The organism is Paraburkholderia sp. OAS925, assembly GCF_040543975.1.
In the GTDB taxonomy this organism is placed as follows: Bacteria; Pseudomonadota; Gammaproteobacteria; order Burkholderiales; family Burkholderiaceae; genus Paraburkholderia; species Paraburkholderia graminis.
This window is the reverse complement of sequence record NZ_JBEUNO010000002.1, coordinates 645,072-662,008: the sequence shown is the minus strand read 5'-3', so window position 1 is coordinate 662,008 and position 16,937 is coordinate 645,072. Positions and strand designations below refer to the sequence as shown.

Genomic DNA, 16,937 nt, shown 5'->3' with positions numbered 1-16,937 from the left:
CGTCAGAAGTCGAACCGAGGTCCGCACGCTTATGGATGCACCCCAGACCGCGCCGTCCGCCGCCGAATTTCTTGCCTCGGTGGAGATACTGTCGCCTTTCTCGCGCGACGAGATCGAACGTCTAGCCGAATATGCGCAAGCGCGCTTCTATTCGTTTGGCGAAACCGTGTGCTCGACAGGCGAGACAGCCGACGGTTTGTATATAGTCCGCTCGGGCTCGGTACGCATCTTCGTCGAGGAGCACGGCAAGGAAACGAGCATGGGCGTGCGCAAGTCGGGCGAGATCTTCGCCGATATTGCAATGCTGCGGACGTATGTGCATGAGGCGTCGGTGCGGGCGTCGGCGAAAACGGAATTGCTGTTTATTCCGCGCGCGGCAATCGAGCCCGTCATGGCCGGCAATCAGGCGGCGCTCGCGTTTGTCGCGAGCTATGTGGCGATCAATTCGGCGGGTGGCTTTGTCGCGCAGCTATTCGATTTGCGCGGCAAACTGAACAAGGCCGAACTCGAAGAATATGTGCGTAGCGTCGGCGTTAAACGCGTGGCGGCGGGCAAGGAAATCCTGCGGCAGGACGCACGCGACGACCGGCGCTTATACGTGGTGCGCCAAGGCGAGGTACGCATTGTCCGGCACGAAGAAGGGCGCGACTACACGCTCGCCACGCTCGGCGAAGGCGAGATATTCGGCGAAAAGGCGTGCTTGATGCGCCAGGAGCAAATGGCTTCGGTGATTGCGTCGACAGACGCGCGGCTGCTGGTGATTCCCGAGCGCACCGTGCACTTCATACTCGAACGCAATCCGAAGCTGCGCGAAGTACTGGACGAGCGCATTCGTTATGGCGATCGCGAATTGCAGCGGCAAAAGCGGCTCGAGCAACGCCGAAAACTGCCGCTTATGCTCGATTTGCAGAGCAAGCCCGCGTTGGGCGAGAAGATAATCAAGCGCTTCGCGTTGGTCGAGCAAGCGGAAGAAATGGATTGCGGCGCCGCGTGTCTCGCGATGATCTGCCGCCACTACAGCATTCCGATGACGCTCGGCAAATTGCGCGAGCTCGCGAATGTGACGACGCAAGGCGCGACGCTCGACAGTCTCGCGCGCGCGGGCGAATCGCTTGGCTTCACCGCGCGTGGCGTGCAGTGCACGTTCGATTCGCTGCGTGGTTTCGATTTGCCGTTCATCGTGCATTGGGAAGGCTATCACTATGTCGTGGTGTACGGCCTCTCTACCGAATATGTATGGATCGCCGATCCGGCGCTCGGCTTTCGCAAGTTGACGGTCGAAGATTTCGAGCGCGGCTGGAGCGGCACATGTCTGCTGTTTACGGGCGGGCCGCAACTCGTGCAAATGTCGGCGGCGCGTTCGCCGTGGATACGTTTTGTCGGCTACCTGAAGCCGTACAGAAAAATTCTCGGACACCTGTTTCTCGCGACATTCGTGATTCAGGTGCTGGGTGTGATTCCGCCGCTCATCATCCAGAACATTCTTGACGGTGTGATCGTGCATCAGAACGTGAGCCTGCTGCATCTGCTGATTGGCGGGCTCATCATTGCCAATGTGTTCTCGCAGCTCATGTCGTCGATTCGCGCGTATCTCGCGAATTTCATGGTGCGCAATATGGACTTTGCGATGATGTCGCAGTTCTTCAAGCACACGTTGTCGCTGCCGTTCTCGTTTTTTGCCAAGCGCAAAACCGGCGACATCTTCGCGCGCTTTCAGGAGAACCAGACCATTCGCGCATTTCTCACCGAATCGACGGTGACGACCGCACTGAACCTGCTGATGGTGTTCATCTACTTCACGATCATGTTCGTCTACAACGTGAAGATGACGCTCGTGTTGATCGGATTCGTTATTCCTATCATGGCGCTGACCGCGTTGGCCACGCCGAAGATCAAGAACTATGCGCGCGAGGTGTTCACGGCGTCGACGGAATCGAAGTCGTTTCTCATGGAGGCGCTGGCCGGCGTGGAGACGGTCAAGGGCATGGGCATCGAACGGCCCGTGCGTTTGCGCTGGGAAAAGAAATACGCAAAAGCACTGGAAGTGCAGTACCGTGCGCACGCTTTCAATATTCTTGTCGGGCTCGGCAGCCAATTGCTGAACGCCGCCACCACGATTGCAATTCTATGGGTCGGTGCGAATCTCGTGCTTGCGCGCGAAATGACAATCGGCCAATTGATTGCATTTAACGCATTCATGGGCAGCGTGTTAGGCCCGTTGATGGGACTCGTCGGCTTATGGAGCATGCTGAACGATGCGGGCGTCGCGATGGAACGGCTCGGCGACGTGCTCGACATCGAGCCGGAACAAAAGCCGGAAGATCTGCCCTCACGCGTGATGTTGCCCGAGCTGCAAGGCGAAATAAGCCTGAGCGGTGTGTACTTCCGTTATGGCGAGAACGACTCCGCCTATGTGCTGGAGAACATCAGTTTCGACATCAAGCCCGGCGAACTGGTCGCGATTGTCGGGCGCAGCGGGTCAGGCAAGACCACGCTCGCGAAGTTGCTGGTGGGCTTTTATGCGCCGAGCGAAGGCAAGATGTCGATCGACGGTTATGACCTTAGCGTGGTCGACAAAGCCTATTTTCGCGCGCAGATTGGCTATGTGATGCAAAGCAACCTGCTTTTTTCCGGCACGATTGCCGAGAACATCGCAAGCGGCGACGATGCGCCTGACCGCCGCCGTATAGAGGAAGTCGCGAGAATGGCCGACGCGCACGCGTTCATCAGCAAAATGCCGCTCGGCTATGAGCAGATTGTCGGCGAACGCGGAATTGGTTTGTCGGGCGGTCAGATACAGCGGCTGTGCATTGCGCGCGCGCTGTATCACGATCCGCGTCTGCTCGTATTCGACGAGGCGACGTCCGCGCTCGATTCGCAGTCGGAAAGCAACATTCTCGGCAATATGCATGACATTCTGAAAGGCCGCACGGCGGTGATCATCGCGCATCGGCTGAGTACGATCATGCGTGCCGACAAGATCCTTGTTCTTTATGAAGGGGCGATTGTCGAACAGGGCCGTCACGAAGAACTGCTGCAACGCGGTGGCATGTACTACCAACTCGTGCAGAAACAACTGAGTGCGTGATGATGAAGATACTCGACCAGATTGAAGACATCAGTCCGGCGATTTCGTATGCGGGTTTGATCGAGCGGATTGAAATTCTGCGCTCGACGCTGCGATGGTCGTCGCGACTCGAACGCACCGACATCGACAAGCTGTTGAGGCAGGCCACGTCGCTGCGCGATGAAGTCATGCAGCTATCGCACAAAGAGCGCTTCGTGCAGGCCGCGACGTCGGCGGAGCCGGAGCAGCGCGCCGAGCAGTCGCGCGGGGCGCGCAGGCAGGCACTGCTCGCGCGCAGCTTCATTTTCGAAGGCACGTTCGGCGACAATGCGCGGCTCCTGGAATCGCTGGAAATTGCCGAGAAGGCCGCGCCGACAGACTTGCCGGTTCTGATCGACGGCGAAAGCGGCACCGGCAAGGAACTGATGGCGAAGGTCATTCATGCGAACGGCTCGCGTGCGGATAAGCCATTTATTTCCGTGAACTGCGGTGCGATTCCGGACAATCTATTGGAGTCGGAACTGTTCGGTCACCGCAAGGGTGCGTTTACCGGCGCTTCGAATGACCGCAAGGGTAAATTCGAAAGTGCCCATACGGGTACTATTTTTCTCGACGAGATCGGCGAGTTGCCGCTCGCCGGACAGGTGAAACTGTTGCGCGTGCTCGAAGCGCACGAGATTCAACGCGTCGGCTCCGACGAAACCATTGCGGTGGATACGCGCATTGTCGCGGCAACGAATCGCAACTTGCGCAAGCTGAGCGAGGAAGGCAGGTTCCGCGAAGATCTGTTCTACCGGCTCAGTGTGATTCACGTCACGCTGCCGCCGCTGCGTGAACGGCGCGACGAAATTCCGCTGCTGATTGCCTGGTTCGGCGACGAAGCTGCCGGCACGCTCAAGCGCAGACCAGTGAGATTAACCCCTCGTTTACGGGACTTTCTGCTCAACTACGCTTATCCCGGCAATATCCGCGAATTGCGTAACGTGATGTACCGCATCTCGTGTCTCGCCGGCGACATGGCGGATGTCGACCACTTGCCGACCGACATGCGGCCCGCCGCGCCCGGTTCGGCGGCGGCCTTGCAAGGCGTCGCGAATGGCTCGGGACAGCAGCCGATCAGCGTGGCGAATCTCATGTCGCTCAGCGACGCGAAGCGCGCGGCGAGTGACGACGCCGAGAAAGCCTTTCTCGAACGCGGACTACGCGAAGTGAACGGCACCGTCGCGGAATTGGCGCGCCGTATTGACATGAACCGCTCGCATCTGCAAATGCTGCTGAAAAAACACGGGCTTCATTCGAAGGAGTTTCGCAATCGCAATGTTGTGCCTTTAGACCGGAACGGCGCGGACGAGCGCGAAGAAGACGATGGCGAGGCATAAAGCGACGATGTCCGCTCTGTCATGGCGCGGGATTCAGCAGCGTTTTGTCGGCGGCATAAGGATCTTCCGCGCGCACGACGACTGCCGTGATGTTGTCCCGGCCGCCGCGCTCGAGCGCGAGGCTCACGAGTAGATCCGGCGCGTCGGCGTGGGCGGCTGTGTTGAGCACCGCCAGCATGTCGGCTTCGTCGACCTCGTTGCTCAGGCCGTCGCTGCACAGCAGGAAGATGTCGCCGTCCGCGACTTCGATTGCATCGTCGTCGAGTTCGAGCAGATCGGTCGCGCCCACGGCACGCGTAATCATATGCTGCGCGGGATGATGCCGCGCTTCTTCATCGGTAATCACGCCGAGCGACTTGAGCGCTTCAACCTGACTGTGATCGCGCGTGAGTTGGCGCAGTTGTCCGTCGCGCACGAGATAGAGGCGGCTGTCGCCGGCCCACACATAGCCGCAAAAGCGATCGCACGCGAGAAGCACGACGACAGTGCTGCCGATGCGCTGCACCTGGCGGCGCGCGGCCTCTTCTCTCAACTGACGATTCGCGACCTGCAAATGCGCGCGTGCGTCCGCGATAAACGCCTTCATGCTGACGGGCGGCGCGAGCCGCTTTAGCGCGTCGATCACGAGGCGGCTCGCGAGGTCGCCGACCGCGTGCCCGCCCATGCCGTCCGCGACGGCCCAGCGTCCCAGTTCGGCGTCGTCGAGGCAGGCATCTTCATTGACTTCACGCACGCATCCCGCGTCGGAACGCGCGCACGACGTCCAGCGGAATTGGCTCGCGCAAGTCACAACGGCTACACCATATCGTTTCTGCTGCGTGCGTCGGGAGCGACGCTAATGTTCGAGTTCGCACCGGTATTGCGCACGTCGACCGACTGGAACTGGTTGATCATCTGGTTAGCATAGAAGTTGTTGGACACCTCGTACAGGTTCACGACCGGCCCAATGCTCGGCGTTTCCCGCACATAAGGCTGAATCCATCCATAGACCCACGGCGCACCGCCTCCGCCGCGAATCGCCGCCATTGCTTTGCGGTCGAGTGCGAGGTTCAGCGAAAGATCGTTGACAGAAATAGAAGCCATGTCGTTCTCCGGTTGACCGCGTGCGCGACGCGCGCGGTTTTTGTGGATCTGGGCGAGATAGTGCAAGCGCTATGCCAATTTGTACGCGACGTCCTGCGTTTCTTCGGTAATGCGTTGACTGGCGTGGGGCTGCGGGCCGCTCGGAGCGTGTCGGGCGAGTCGCATGCAAAGCGATAGGTCGGGCAGTAGCCAACATTCACGCGTCACGACCGGTGTGGGGCCCAACACTTTCTCAATGCATCGCGAGGCTTCCAAAAAGCTCTCCAAAGCACAGCTCGTGACGTGACAAAAGATCGCCAATCGCCAACACATCGACCCGATTTCTGTCGGTTCAAGGCCCACACTCGCGTCGTTAAAAGCCGCGCATTTTCGCGCAAAGCCCTATAGACAAGGGCTTCCGAGCGCATGGCCCGGATGATGCGAAAGACCTCGCAACAGTGTTGGAAACAAACGAGGCAAGCCATGAACACGAACTCTCTTCAGACGACAAGCGATGCGGCCGATGAACCGTCGTCCACCATCGACTTGGCGATCGGTTCGCATCTGGTCTCCACCCGCTGCGGTTACGAACATCACGGCATTTATGTGGGCAATGGCCGTGTGGTTCATTACGCGGGCTTTGCCGGTTCGGCGCATCGCGGCCCGGTTGAAGAAGTCGAACTCGACCGCTTCGCTGCCGGGCATCCGCTGACGATCAGAGCGACGCTCGGCGCGCGCTACCTCGGCGAAGAAGCAGTGCGCCGCGCGCGCTCACGTCTCGGTGAGAACCGCTACCGCCTCTTGACCAACAACTGCGAACACTTCTGCGCGTGGGTGCTGCTTGGCGAAAGCCGCAGCGAACAGGTGCATTGCAGCTTGCGCCATCCGCGCACCGGCATGCACGTGCTGATGTGCCTCGTGAAGGCATTCGTCGAGGCCGGCGCGAAGAACAGGCAGTTTGCCGCGCAAGTGGCGTGAGTTATCGAAAGAGATGAGTGAAGAAACCGAGGAGAACATCATGGCTGCTGCTGAAAAGACCTTGCACTGGGCCGTCGACAAATGGCTTGCACCTACGCCGTCGATGCCGGCACGAGTGGTCGAGTTCTGCCACCGTGCGTCACTGCATCAGCGTTTCGTGCGCGTCGAGGCGCTGCGTCCGGGCGGCCTGCTGTCGATCTTCTTCTTCCGTCACGACGACGGTTCGTGGAATGTATTTCCGCCGCAAGCCGAACGCCCCGCGATGAACGGCTATCGTCGCACGGGCTTGTGCTAATCCGGCGTGTGTGTGGCCGCTTCCTTGATGAGCCACTGACTGAACAGCAGCATCGCGGGCGTCATCGGCTTGCCCTTTAGCCATGTGAGCCAGTAACTGCCGGCATGGACTTCGACATCGAACGGACGCACGAGGCGGCCCGTATTGATCTCTCGATCGAACATCAGCGCGGGCGCGAGTGCGATGCCCGCGCCCTGCATCGCCGCTTCGACCATCAATCGCGAAGAATCGAACACGGGTCCGCGAATGGGCCGCGGTGGAATGCCCGCAGCGGCGAACCAGTTGCTCCAGTCATCCGCGCGATAGGAACGCAGCAGCGTTTGGTCGGCGAGATCCGCGGGCGTCGACAGACGCGCTGCAATTTCCGGCGTGCATAAGAGCGCGAGCGGTGCATCGAGCAGGCGTGTCGCGAGCGAACCGGGCCACGTGCCGTCGCCGAAACGGATTGCGAAGTCGAGGCCTTCGGTCGCGAGATCCACGAGATTGTTGTTCGTCAGAAGCCGCAATTCGACGAAGGGATGAGCCTCTCGAAACGATTTTAGCCGCGGCATGAGCCAGCCGACCGCGAACGTACCCACCACGCCGACCGTCAGCACTTCATGAAAGTGGCCGCCTTCGAATTGCTTGAGCACGGCTTCGATGCGATCGAATGCGTCAGTCAGGACGGGACGCAATGCAAGACCCTCGTCGGTCATCGCGAGACCGCGCGGCAAGCGTTTGAATAGCGTGGTGCCGAGACGTTCTTCGAGCGATCTGACCTGCTGGCTGACAGCGGCCTGGGTGACATTCAGTTCGAGTGCCGCGCGAGTAAAGCTCAAGTGCCGGGCGGAGGATTCAAAAGCGCGCAGCGCGTTAAGCGGAAGATAAGGTCTCATGGCCGAGGCATAAGTTTTTCTTGTGAGCGCATTAACTTATCATCGTTTGTCAGCGGCGGCGGGAAAACCGATAGTTGCGGCTTCACACAAAGGAGCGGCAATGATCACGAGAAGAAAATTCGCGGGTGCGATGCTGGGCGTTTCGATAGCTGGGGTTGCGTTCGGCAACGGCGGCGCGTGGGGCAAGAACGCGGAATCGGGCAAGGCAATCAATGGAGCGCGGCAGCGGCAACAGTTCGCGAAAGCCGATGCGATTCGCGCGCGGCTCCAAGAGATCGAAGCACAAAGCGGTGGACGGCTCGGCGTGTCGATCGTCGACACGACCTCGGGACTGCACGCCGGCTTGCATGCGGACGAGCGCTTTCCGATGTGCAGCACGTTCAAACTGCTCGCCGCGGGGGCGATCCTCGCGCGTGTCGATCGCGGCGAAGAAGATCTGCAGCGGCGCATCGTCTATCCGGAAAGCGAACTGGTGCCGTACTCGCCGGCGACGTCGAAGCACACTCGCGAGCGCACCGGCAACGCGGGCATGAGTATCGCGGAGTTGTGCAAGGCGGCGATCACGCTCAGCGACAACACCGCGGCTAATCTGCTGCTGCAAAGCTTCGGCGGTCCTGCTGCACTGACTGCATTCGCGCGTAGTCTCGGCGACGGCATCACGCGGCTGGACCGCAATGAGCCGACGTTGAACGAGGCGACGCCTGGCGATCCCCGCGATACGACGACACCGAATGCAATGCTCGGCAATATGCGCGAACTCCTGCTTGGCGAGCGTTTGAAGTCGTCATCGAGAGTGCAATTGCTCGCGTGGCTCGCGGGCAATGAGACCGGCGGCGCGCGTCTGCGCGCAAAGCTGCCGAAAGATTGGGGCGTGGGCGACAAGACCGGCACGGGCGATCACGGCACCGCGAACGACGTGGCGATTTTCTGGCCGCCGGGACGCGGCCCGGTTCTCGTCGCCGTTTATCTGACCGGCACTGCGGGCGACGCCGCGCGCAACAACGCGGCGATTGCAAACGTCGGCGCGCTGGTGGTGGAGTCGGTTTGACGCTGCAAGGCGGTGGTGAGCCGCAGTAAGAGAAGCGCTACACCGACATCCGCTTGAGCATTGCGAGCAACGCGTCGAACGCGATCGGCTTGCGCGCGTATTCGATAGACGGATTGGGTTGCACTGGAATATCCGCGGCCGCGCTGCATAGAATGATCGGAATGTCGCGCAGTTCGGGATCGGCGTAAAGCGCCGCGCACAGTTGCAGCCCCGACATGACCGGCATCATGCAGTCCGATACGATGATGTCGGGCCTCGTTCTGCGTATTTGCTCGAGCGCGACGGCGCCATTCGATGCGGTCAATACCGTATAGCCGTGGCGCTCGAGCAGCAGCCGCCATACCGTGAGGATGTCGAATTCGTCATCCACGACCAGAATGGTTTTCATGGGTGCTACGCCGGTCGCCGCGGCTGCAACGTCGCGGACAGACCTGATGCCGAAGAAACCGTGGCGCTGAGCGGGCTTTCGATAACATCGAGCCCTTGCGACGAAATCACCAGCTCATGCGTGGACGGATCATGTGCGCTTTCGCGCTGCTTGACGATGGAGATCGCGCGCCGCAGTCCCGCGTCTGTCTCAGCGTAACGCAGCAGCACGAGGTTCTCGGTGAGTGCCGAAACGCGCGTGGTTCTCGAATGGCCGTGATCGGAATGGAGCGGCATTTCTTCTATGACCAGCGTCGTGATGCCGGCCTCGCGCAATTGATGCAGCAATGCGTTAAGGAACAGCCCGAAGCGCTCCACGCGCAACGCGGAATCGCGGAAGCCTTCCACTCCGTCGATCACCATGCGCGTCGCCCCCATGTTCTTCGCGGTGGCGAGCGCCTTCGCGGCGATTTCGTCGACGGCGAGTTCAATGGCGGGCTGCCATTGAATCAGGAGACGGCCGTCTTCATACGCTTCGTTCAGCGGGATTGAAACGGCCTCGGCTTTGCCGAGGAGCCGTTGCGGTCCTTCGTAAAAGCCGAGATACAGACAACGTTCGCCGCGCGCGACGCCCGCTGCGAGAAACTGCAAACTCAGCATCGTCTTGCCGACGCCCGACGGTCCAATCAACGTCGCGGTCGAGCCTTGCGACAGACCGCCGCCGAACATGACATCGAGATGCGGCAAATCGAAGCCAACCCGCGCTTTAAGATCGACCGGTCCACTCGGCGCGGCGCATTGTGCTTCGAGACGCGGGAACATCAGAAGCCCGCTTTCGGCGATGCGAAAGTAGTGCTTGCCCATCAGATGATTGCGCGCGCGCATCTTGTGCACTTCGATTTCGCGCGCGCGGCGCATGCCGTCGCTATAGCGGTTGAGTTCGATCAGACCGTCGACAAGCGTATGTTCCGGATGCGGCTCGTTGCCGGACAGCGGCGCGAGAAGCAGCGTCGTGCAGTCCATTGCCGCGACGAGAGCGTTCAGCTCATGAATGAACTTGGACAACGACAGCTCCGTCTCGCTGAACTCGCGCGCGCTACGAAAGCCGTCGATGATCATCAGGCTCGGCCGGTAATCGTAAATGCTCGACGCAATGAGTTTCAGAAAGCCGTCCAGGCCGTCCTGCATCAGTTCGTGATAGCCAGAGACAAAAAGCATTTGCTGCGCGACGGCTTTTTCGTCGAAGAAAGTCAGGCCTTTCAGGTGCGCAAGCAACTTGTCGTGCGATTCGGCGATGAGCGTCATGTACAGCACCTTCTCGCCGCGGCTTACGCGATGAAAGCCGATCTGGCTCGACAGGATCGTCTTGCCGGCGCCGGCCATGCCTTCGAGAAGATAAACGCCGCCGCGCACGAGACCGCCGCCCAGGATCTCGTCAAGGCCGGGCACGCCCGTTTCGACGTTAGTGCGAGAGAGGGGCGGCGATTCGTGAATGTTCATTATCGTGTGTGGTTGGACTGCGACTAGCGGCGCTCGCTGACGTCAGTGCGTTGCTTAAGCTAACTACGTCAGCAAAGTGCGTTCCCGCTGTTTACCCGCAGTGGCGTGAATACGAAGCAGCGAAGATTGAAAAGTTGTGTTCGGCAAGCGCCCGAAAGTACAAAAGAAGTACGTGCGACGTGGCATATCGGGCGCGGCGGCACGAAGTCATCGCCATTATCAGACGCCAGTGCTCGCCGACGCTACCCGCGCAAATTGCGTACGAAACTTTCGAGGTGGCGCTGCACCGTGCCGGCTGTTTCCAGTTCGATGCCTTCGAGCATCTGCTTTTCAATGGCTTTCACCGCCTGCTCGCATTGGCGCAGTACGGTACGGCCCTCGTCGGTCAGTTGCAGCAGCACGATGCGGCCATGCGTGGGATCGGGCTCGCGGCTCACCCAGTTGCGGCTCGCCATCGCGTTCATCACTTCGTTGGCTGATTGCGGTGTGATGAACGAGCGCTCGGCAAGCTGCGCGTTCGACGCTTGCCCTTTCGCTTCAAGCACGGAGAGCGCGGTAAATTGCGCGAGGGTCAAGCCGAGCGGCGCGAGGGCTTCGCTCATACGACGCCGCAAGATACGGTCGAGGCTGCCGATCACATAAGTGAGCCGCAGGCTGGGTCGGCGAGTACGCGTGGCGCTGGGTTCAAGAGTCGAATTCTGGTTTTTGCTCATTGTCGGCACGAGATTCAGGCTATCCCGCATCTTAGCGCGGCTTGCCGTATACAATTGCCCACCGCCTGAATTTTGCCAATACTGACATCGCACCCATGCCGACTCCGACCCGGGCCTTTCTTCTCGGTCCGCTCCTGAAAGGCGTATCACGCTCGTTCTACCTTACGCTTCGCGTGTTGCCGGTGGGCATGCGCGATCCAATCGGCCTCGCCTATCTGCTCGCGCGTGCCGCCGATACCATCGCGGATACTTCATTGATCGCGCCCGAACGGCGGCTCCAATTGCTGCTGTCATTGCGCGATCAGATCAACGGCGTGGCAAACGACGGCGCGCTGTTTCAGCGCATGGCCGCAGAAGTGGCGGGCCAGCAGAGCCAGTCGGACGAGAAGCTGCTGCTCGAATCGCTCGGTCCCGCGCTAGACGTGCTGACGCAATTGAGCGAGCCCGACCGCAACGCCGTGCGCGCGATTGTGTCGACGTTGACCGAAGGCATGGAATTCGACCTGCGCACGTTCCCCGACGAACGCTCGGGCCGCATCGCGGCGCTGCGCGAATATGGTGAGCTCGACCGCTATACGTATCTGGTGGCGGGTTGCGTCGGCGAATTCTGGACCACGATGACCTACGCGCATATGCCCGGCACGCTGAAGGAGCGGCCGCACATCATGGCCGCCCGCGGTGTGCGCTTCGGCAAGGCGCTGCAAATGACCAACGTATTGCGCGATTGCGGCAAAGACCTGCGCATCGGCCGCTGCTACCTTCCGCAAACGATGCTGGAACAGCACGGCCTGAGCCCGCAAGATCTTTTGCTGCCAGCCAATTCGCTGCGCGCGCGTCCGCTGATGGTCGAGTTGTTGCGCAAGACGCTCGATCATTTCCGTGAGGCGCTCGATTACACACTCGCGATTCCCGCTTTTTCCGTGCGCCTGCGGCTCGCATGCTTGTGGCCGATTCTGATCGGCCTCGAAACGCTGCTGCTGCTCGTGGACAACAAGGCGTGGCTCGATCCGCAGCAGGTCTCCAAGGTGCGGCGAAACAAGGTGTATGGGATCATCGCGTCGTCGCTGCTGCTGGTGCCCTCCAATGCATTGGTGCGTCGATCAATCGAGCAACGCATTCGGGACATCGAAGCGCGCTTCTGACACGGTCTTCTCTGATCTCGCGCGATTTAACCTGCATCAGAAGACACCCGAGAATCGGGAAACCCCTAACACCGCGCGCAGAGGGTTCGCGTTAGTCTCCTCGAAGGAGGAGACGATCCATGAGACAGGCGTTCAATATTGCGGTGGTGCTGTTGCTTGGCTATCTGCTGGCCGACCGCGCGCTCATGCGCGCGCAGGCCGGTGAAGTAGGGACGATCACGTGCCATCAGGGCGCGGAACTCGTCAAGGCGAACGCGTTCAAGAAGGGTTTCGGAGAAGCCGGCGCAAGCAGCCAGGGTGAAAATTTCCTGTCGAGCTGCCTCGTCACGGGCCGCGGCCAGGTGGGCGATCTGATCGCTCGCGACTGATTCGCCAGTCGGCTCGTTGCACGCACAACTGTCGGCATTGGCAAAAAAAACGCCTGGACCGGTGCGATCCAGGCGAAGTCATCGGTAGCCGATGACGGAGGTAACACATAGCGAACTGGCCCGCGATCGGAACAACCGGTCGCGGGCCAGTTCGTTTGGAACGGATCAAACGGGATGCGCCCTGGCGGCGCGATAAACCGCGAACCGTTCCTTCTTAGTTGCCGAAGTAAATGGACTTCGCGCCATTAGCGGACCCCGTGCGGCCCGATTGCGATGAGCCGGTGGCCGCGCCGCCGTAGCTCGATATCGCCGGCTGGGCGGTGCCGTTTTGTTCGGCAACGCGGTTTTGTGCAGCCTGTAGATCGGCAGGATAGTAACGGTCGGCACGGCTCGGCTCGTAGCCGGCCTTTTCCAGTTGGACCAGTTCGGCGCGCACTTGAGCGCGTGTCACGGGCTCATTGGACTGCGCGAACGAAGCGACAGGAGCGGCCAGCACGGTGGCGACAACAACGGCTTGAATGAGCGATTTCATGATTAACTACCTCCAGTTCGGTCTTTATTGCGCTACGAACCTTGTTGTTCGCAGCCAGTGATTACATTGTAGGTTCGCAAACTGGAGAGAGTAATGGCGCATTTCGGTAAACTTCGTTGCTGGAAATGAGATAAACGTCCTGAGCTATCGAGGCTATATGCGCTCTCAATCGCCGCGTGTATCGGGAGCCTGATGAGGCTCATGCGCGCCTTCCGATAGCCGTGTGAATGCGTGGTTCGTGCGCGCGTCGCGTTGATCGCGCGCCTGATAGAAGTCTTTGCTAAGCCACTGTCCGACGCCGATCATCGCCGAACCTAACGCGCTTTTCATGCGCACCCAGCCGTTCTGCGCACGCGCGACATTCGTCGCCGACACGACCGCCTCCGTCGTCAATCGATCCAGTTCCGCGTGAAGAAAGTCCGCGAAATGGTGCAGCCCCTGCTGATTGTTATTCGACGACTTCTTTTCCAGTTCCACGTGTTCCGGAATGAGCGATTGATTGCTCACGCGAATGAACTGCGGTGTATCGGCACGCGCCGCGCCGGTAGCGCGGATTGCGAGTCCGACGCTTGCCGAGGCTTCAGTGCGCTTGCCGAGCGGCGCCATCTTCCACTTGTCGCAGAGATACTTCAGAAGGCTGCAATGGTCGAATTGCGCGTGACAAACGCCGCTATCGCACCACGGCGAAACGAGAATCGCGGGCACGCGCACGCCGAGGCGCTTGAAGTCGAAGCTGTTCGTATGCTCGTCTGGCGCCACCGCATCTCGCGGCGGCACCACGTGATCGTAAAAGCCGCCATGCTCGTCGTAAAGGATCACTAACAAAGTGCTTTCCCACAACGGCTGGTTCGAGCGCAGTGCATTGTAAGTGTCCGCGATCAGCTTTTCCGCTTTCATGATGTTGTGTGGCGGATGATCGTCGTTTTGCGCCTCGCCGAAGTACTTCGGCTCTATCAGTGCAAACTCGGGAAATGCGTCTTCGGCGCCGGCCGCATCGCGGAAGAACGTATCGAAGTAGCGGTAATTCGCGAGGTTCTCGGGTTTGCGTTGATTCTTCAACAGCAACGACGCGGGAAAGTCGTAGAAATAAACTCGCCAGCGTTTTTGCGCCTCGTTCAGGCGGTCGAAAATCGTGTCCTGGTCCTGTTCGGTGTACCACTTCGGATTAAGTGCATCGAGGCCGGACGGCATACCAACCCGGCCTTTCGAAGTGCCGCTAAGCGCGAAGTAGCGGTTAGGCCAGGTCGGGCCGGGCATCGACGAAAACCATCGGTCGCAAACGGTGAAGTGCTCGCCGAGCGTATGCAGCGCCGGCAGGAAGCCGCGTGGGTAGTAGCCCATGATGTCTTGCCGCGCGGCAAGACTGCTCTTGGGATAATCGTCCGTGAAGGAGCGTACGAAGCCGCTGTTGTCCCCGTCGATCTGCCTTAACACCGCCGAATGCCGGTGATCCGGATCGAGCTTCATTTGTCGCGCGTACGTGGGACGAGGTGAGAAGACGTGGCCTTTGCCGTCGTCATTTGTTTTCGCCGCAGCGTTGCGTACGCCGTCCAGATCCTTGTGGACTTCGTCGAGGCAGCCGAGCATCTGATCGAAGGAATGGTTTTCCATGAGCAGAACGACTACGTGGCGAATCGGGTCGTTCTGCGCAGGGGTTTGCTGTTGTGCCGCTTTGCCGAATGGGACGTCGTCCATGTGCATCGCTCCAGCAGGAAGTACGCAAGACTGAACTTGTCATGCGTGAGCTTGCAAACGTAGCGCAAAACGCGCGCTAGTGAAAGCGTCCCATGGAAAGGCCCGCACGCGCGCGGCGCTTGCAACAACTCAACGATGCAAAGAAAAAATGCCGCTCGGTCGGCGACCGAACGGCATTTCTTTTACTGCCAAGCCGTGCTTTTACACCACGGCGACGCGACTGAACTTCAAACTGCGGCGGGGCGCCATTTCAACAAGCGTTGTTCGACGGCCGTCAACAGATAGTCCGCGGCGAGTGCGACGACGGCGAGCACGATCATCGCCGCGAACACGCCGCTTGCGTTGAACGCGCCTTGCGCAGTGGAAATCAAAAGGCCAATACCTTGCTTCGAGCCCAGGAATTCGCCGACCACCGCGCCGACGAGCGCAAAGCCAAAGCTCACGTGCAAGCTCGCGAGAATCCAGCTCAATGCCGAGGGAATCACAACCGACGTCGTCACCTGGCGGCGAGACGCACCGAGAATCTGCGCGTTCGCAATCATGTAGCGATCCGCTTCGCGCACGCCCTGAAAGGCATTCGCGAACACAACGAAGAACACCATGACCACCGCGAGCGCGACTTTGGAAGCCATGCCGAGGCCCAACGCGATCACGAATACGGAACCCAGCACCACACGCGGAATCGAGTTCGCGATCTTGATGTACAGGCTGAATACGTCCGACAGCAGCTTGTTACGTCCGAGCACGATGCCGCAGAATATGCCGGCAACCGAACCGATGATAAAGCCGAGTCCGGTCTCTTCCAGCGTGACCCAAACCTGCGTGAGAAGCGGCCCTTGCGAGGTGCCGTTCACGAACCAGTCGACGATCTGATCGAAAATCGCGCTCGGCATCGAAAAGAAGAACGGGTCGATCCACTTCAGGCGAGCGGACAGTTCCCAACCGCCGAGCACGACCACGAGCACCGCGATACGCAGAGAAATCACCAGTAGTTGACGTTGGCGAATACGTTTTTGCGCGACCCGTTCGACCTCGTCGAGCGAAGCAGTGTCGATGCCGGTAGGCATGGTCTGTTGAGGGGTTGTCGACATGTTTGCCTTTCCTTGATTAACCGATCTGCACTTCTTCGCGCAGGTCGTGCCAGATGTCTCGCGAGATTTCGATGAAACGCGGGTCGTAGCGAACTTCCGACGTGACGCGCGGACGCGGCAGGTCGATTTCGTAAACCTTCTTCAGCGTAGCGGGCCGCGCGGTCAGCACGAACACGCGATCGGCGAGTGCAATTGCTTCCTCGAGATCGTGCGTGACGAACACCACCGACCCCGCGCCGCCCCACAATTGCAGCAGTTCGTCCTGCATCAACGTGCGCGTTTGCATGTCGAGCGCCGAGAACGGCTCGTCCATCAACAGGATCTCGGGGCGGTTGATGAAGGTCTGCGCGAGCGCCACGCGTTTGCGCATGCCACCCGAAAGTTGATGCGGATAATGCTTGCTGAACTTGTCGAGGCCCACGCGGCGCAGCCATTCGTTCGCTTCGTCGTAGGCGGCGGATTTCGAGCGGCCGCGATACAGCGGACCGGCCGCGACGTTGTCGATGACCGAGCGCCACGGGAACACCGCGTCCGCCTGGAACACGAAGCCGATGCGCGGATCGATGCCGTCAACGGGCGCGCCCATCACGCGAACTTCGCCGGTAGTGGGCTTCAGCAAGCCGGTAATCATGCTGAGCGTCGTGGATTTGCCGCAACCCGTCGGGCCGACGATAGCGACAAACTCGCCGCGCGCCACCGACATGCTGAAGTCGCGCAACGCAACGGTGGCCTTGCCGTCCGGCGAAATGAAACGGCAAGATACGTTGCGCAACTCAATCGCAGGCGTCTCGCGTGACATGGGTTGATTCATCGGCTGATGCCTCGC

The 16,937-nt window shown here is 60.1% G+C and carries 17 protein-coding genes; 7 read left to right on the top strand and 10 right to left on the bottom strand.

Annotated elements, in window-relative coordinates; genetic code table 11:
- Window positions 1–31: 31 nt before the first annotated feature.
- Window positions 32–3,088: a peptidase domain-containing ABC transporter gene (locus ABIE53_RS21755; RefSeq protein WP_192699620.1), complete on the top strand. Its 3,057-nt coding sequence runs from the start codon at window positions 32–34 to the stop codon at window positions 3,086–3,088.
- Window positions 3,088–4,446: a sigma-54 interaction domain-containing protein gene (locus tag ABIE53_RS21750; protein ID WP_192699621.1), complete on the top strand. Its 1,359-nt coding sequence runs from the start codon at window positions 3,088–3,090 to the stop codon at window positions 4,444–4,446. The genes ABIE53_RS21755 and ABIE53_RS21750 overlap by 1 nt, the downstream gene beginning before the upstream one ends.
- A gap of 19 nt (window positions 4,447–4,465) precedes the next feature.
- Here the strand turns inward: ABIE53_RS21750 and ABIE53_RS21745 are convergent, their stop codons facing one another.
- Entirely contained in the window at window positions 4,466–5,236 is a 771-nt protein-coding gene (locus tag ABIE53_RS21745; protein WP_029967036.1) for a PP2C family protein-serine/threonine phosphatase, read from the bottom strand.
- 5 nt (window positions 5,237–5,241) lie between these two features.
- A complete protein-coding gene (locus ABIE53_RS21740) occupies window positions 5,242–5,529 on the bottom strand; it encodes a hypothetical protein (protein WP_006047232.1) in 288 nt (95 codons plus the stop codon).
- 462 nt (window positions 5,530–5,991) lie between these two features.
- On the opposite strand from ABIE53_RS21740, the gene ABIE53_RS21735 reads away from it, so the two are divergent.
- Complete coding sequence (locus tag ABIE53_RS21735) at window positions 5,992–6,486, top strand: lecithin retinol acyltransferase family protein (protein ID WP_192699622.1); 495 nt, start codon at window positions 5,992–5,994, stop codon at window positions 6,484–6,486.
- 40 nt (window positions 6,487–6,526) lie between these two features.
- Complete coding sequence (locus ABIE53_RS21730; protein WP_006047230.1) at window positions 6,527–6,781, top strand: hypothetical protein; 255 nt, start codon at window positions 6,527–6,529, stop codon at window positions 6,779–6,781.
- On the opposite strand, the gene ABIE53_RS21725 is transcribed toward ABIE53_RS21730, so the two are convergent.
- Window positions 6,778–7,656 (bottom strand): LysR family transcriptional regulator, encoded by an 879-nt coding sequence (locus ABIE53_RS21725; RefSeq protein ID WP_006047229.1) that lies wholly within the window; start codon window positions 7,654–7,656, stop codon window positions 6,778–6,780. The two genes, ABIE53_RS21730 and ABIE53_RS21725, sit on opposite strands and share 4 nt — an antisense overlap.
- A 100-nt stretch (window positions 7,657–7,756) precedes the next feature.
- On the opposite strand from ABIE53_RS21725, the gene bla reads away from it, so the two are divergent.
- Window positions 7,757–8,704, top strand: coding sequence for a class A beta-lactamase (bla, locus tag ABIE53_RS21720; protein ID WP_192699623.1), 948 nt, complete (start codon window positions 7,757–7,759; stop codon window positions 8,702–8,704).
- Window positions 8,705–8,741: 37 nt separating this feature from the next.
- On the opposite strand, the gene ABIE53_RS21715 is transcribed toward bla, so the two are convergent.
- The 3 genes from ABIE53_RS21715 to ABIE53_RS21705 form a co-directional block, all read right to left on the bottom strand.
- Window positions 8,742–9,092 carry a response regulator gene (locus ABIE53_RS21715; protein ID WP_006047227.1) on the bottom strand — a complete coding sequence of 117 codons (351 nt, stop codon included), beginning with the start codon at window positions 9,090–9,092 and terminating at the stop codon, window positions 8,742–8,744.
- Between the two features lie 5 nt (window positions 9,093–9,097).
- Entirely contained in the window at window positions 9,098–10,570 is a 1,473-nt protein-coding gene (locus ABIE53_RS21710; RefSeq protein ID WP_006047226.1) for an ATPase domain-containing protein, read from the bottom strand.
- A 242-nt stretch (window positions 10,571–10,812) separates the two neighbouring features.
- Window positions 10,813–11,283, bottom strand: coding sequence for a MarR family winged helix-turn-helix transcriptional regulator (locus ABIE53_RS21705; protein ID WP_044020370.1), 471 nt, complete (start codon window positions 11,281–11,283; stop codon window positions 10,813–10,815).
- 95 nt (window positions 11,284–11,378) lie between these two features.
- On the opposite strand from ABIE53_RS21705, the gene ABIE53_RS21700 reads away from it, so the two are divergent.
- Window positions 11,379–12,425 (top strand): squalene/phytoene synthase family protein, encoded by a 1,047-nt coding sequence (locus ABIE53_RS21700; RefSeq protein ID WP_192699624.1) that lies wholly within the window; start codon window positions 11,379–11,381, stop codon window positions 12,423–12,425.
- A 119-nt stretch (window positions 12,426–12,544) separates the two neighbouring features.
- On the top strand, window positions 12,545–12,793 hold the full coding sequence (locus ABIE53_RS21695) for a hypothetical protein (RefSeq protein ID WP_107706996.1): 249 nt from the start codon (window positions 12,545–12,547) through the stop codon (window positions 12,791–12,793).
- A gap of 214 nt (window positions 12,794–13,007) precedes the next feature.
- Here ABIE53_RS21695 and ABIE53_RS21690 read toward each other — a convergent pair whose 3' ends face one another.
- From ABIE53_RS21690 to ABIE53_RS21675, 4 genes are all read right to left on the bottom strand, one after another.
- Window positions 13,008–13,325, bottom strand: coding sequence for a DUF4148 domain-containing protein (locus tag ABIE53_RS21690; RefSeq protein ID WP_006047222.1), 318 nt, complete (start codon window positions 13,323–13,325; stop codon window positions 13,008–13,010).
- 165 nt (window positions 13,326–13,490) lie between these two features.
- A complete protein-coding gene (locus ABIE53_RS21685; protein WP_192699625.1) occupies window positions 13,491–15,020 on the bottom strand; it encodes an alkaline phosphatase family protein in 1,530 nt (509 codons plus the stop codon).
- 227 nt (window positions 15,021–15,247) lie between these two features.
- On the bottom strand, window positions 15,248–16,111 hold the full coding sequence (locus tag ABIE53_RS21680; RefSeq protein ID WP_192699626.1) for an ABC transporter permease: 864 nt from the start codon (window positions 16,109–16,111) through the stop codon (window positions 15,248–15,250).
- A 16-nt stretch (window positions 16,112–16,127) separates the two neighbouring features.
- Complete coding sequence (locus ABIE53_RS21675) at window positions 16,128–16,922, bottom strand: ABC transporter ATP-binding protein (protein ID WP_006047219.1); 795 nt, start codon at window positions 16,920–16,922, stop codon at window positions 16,128–16,130.
- Window positions 16,923–16,937 lie beyond the last annotated feature (15 nt).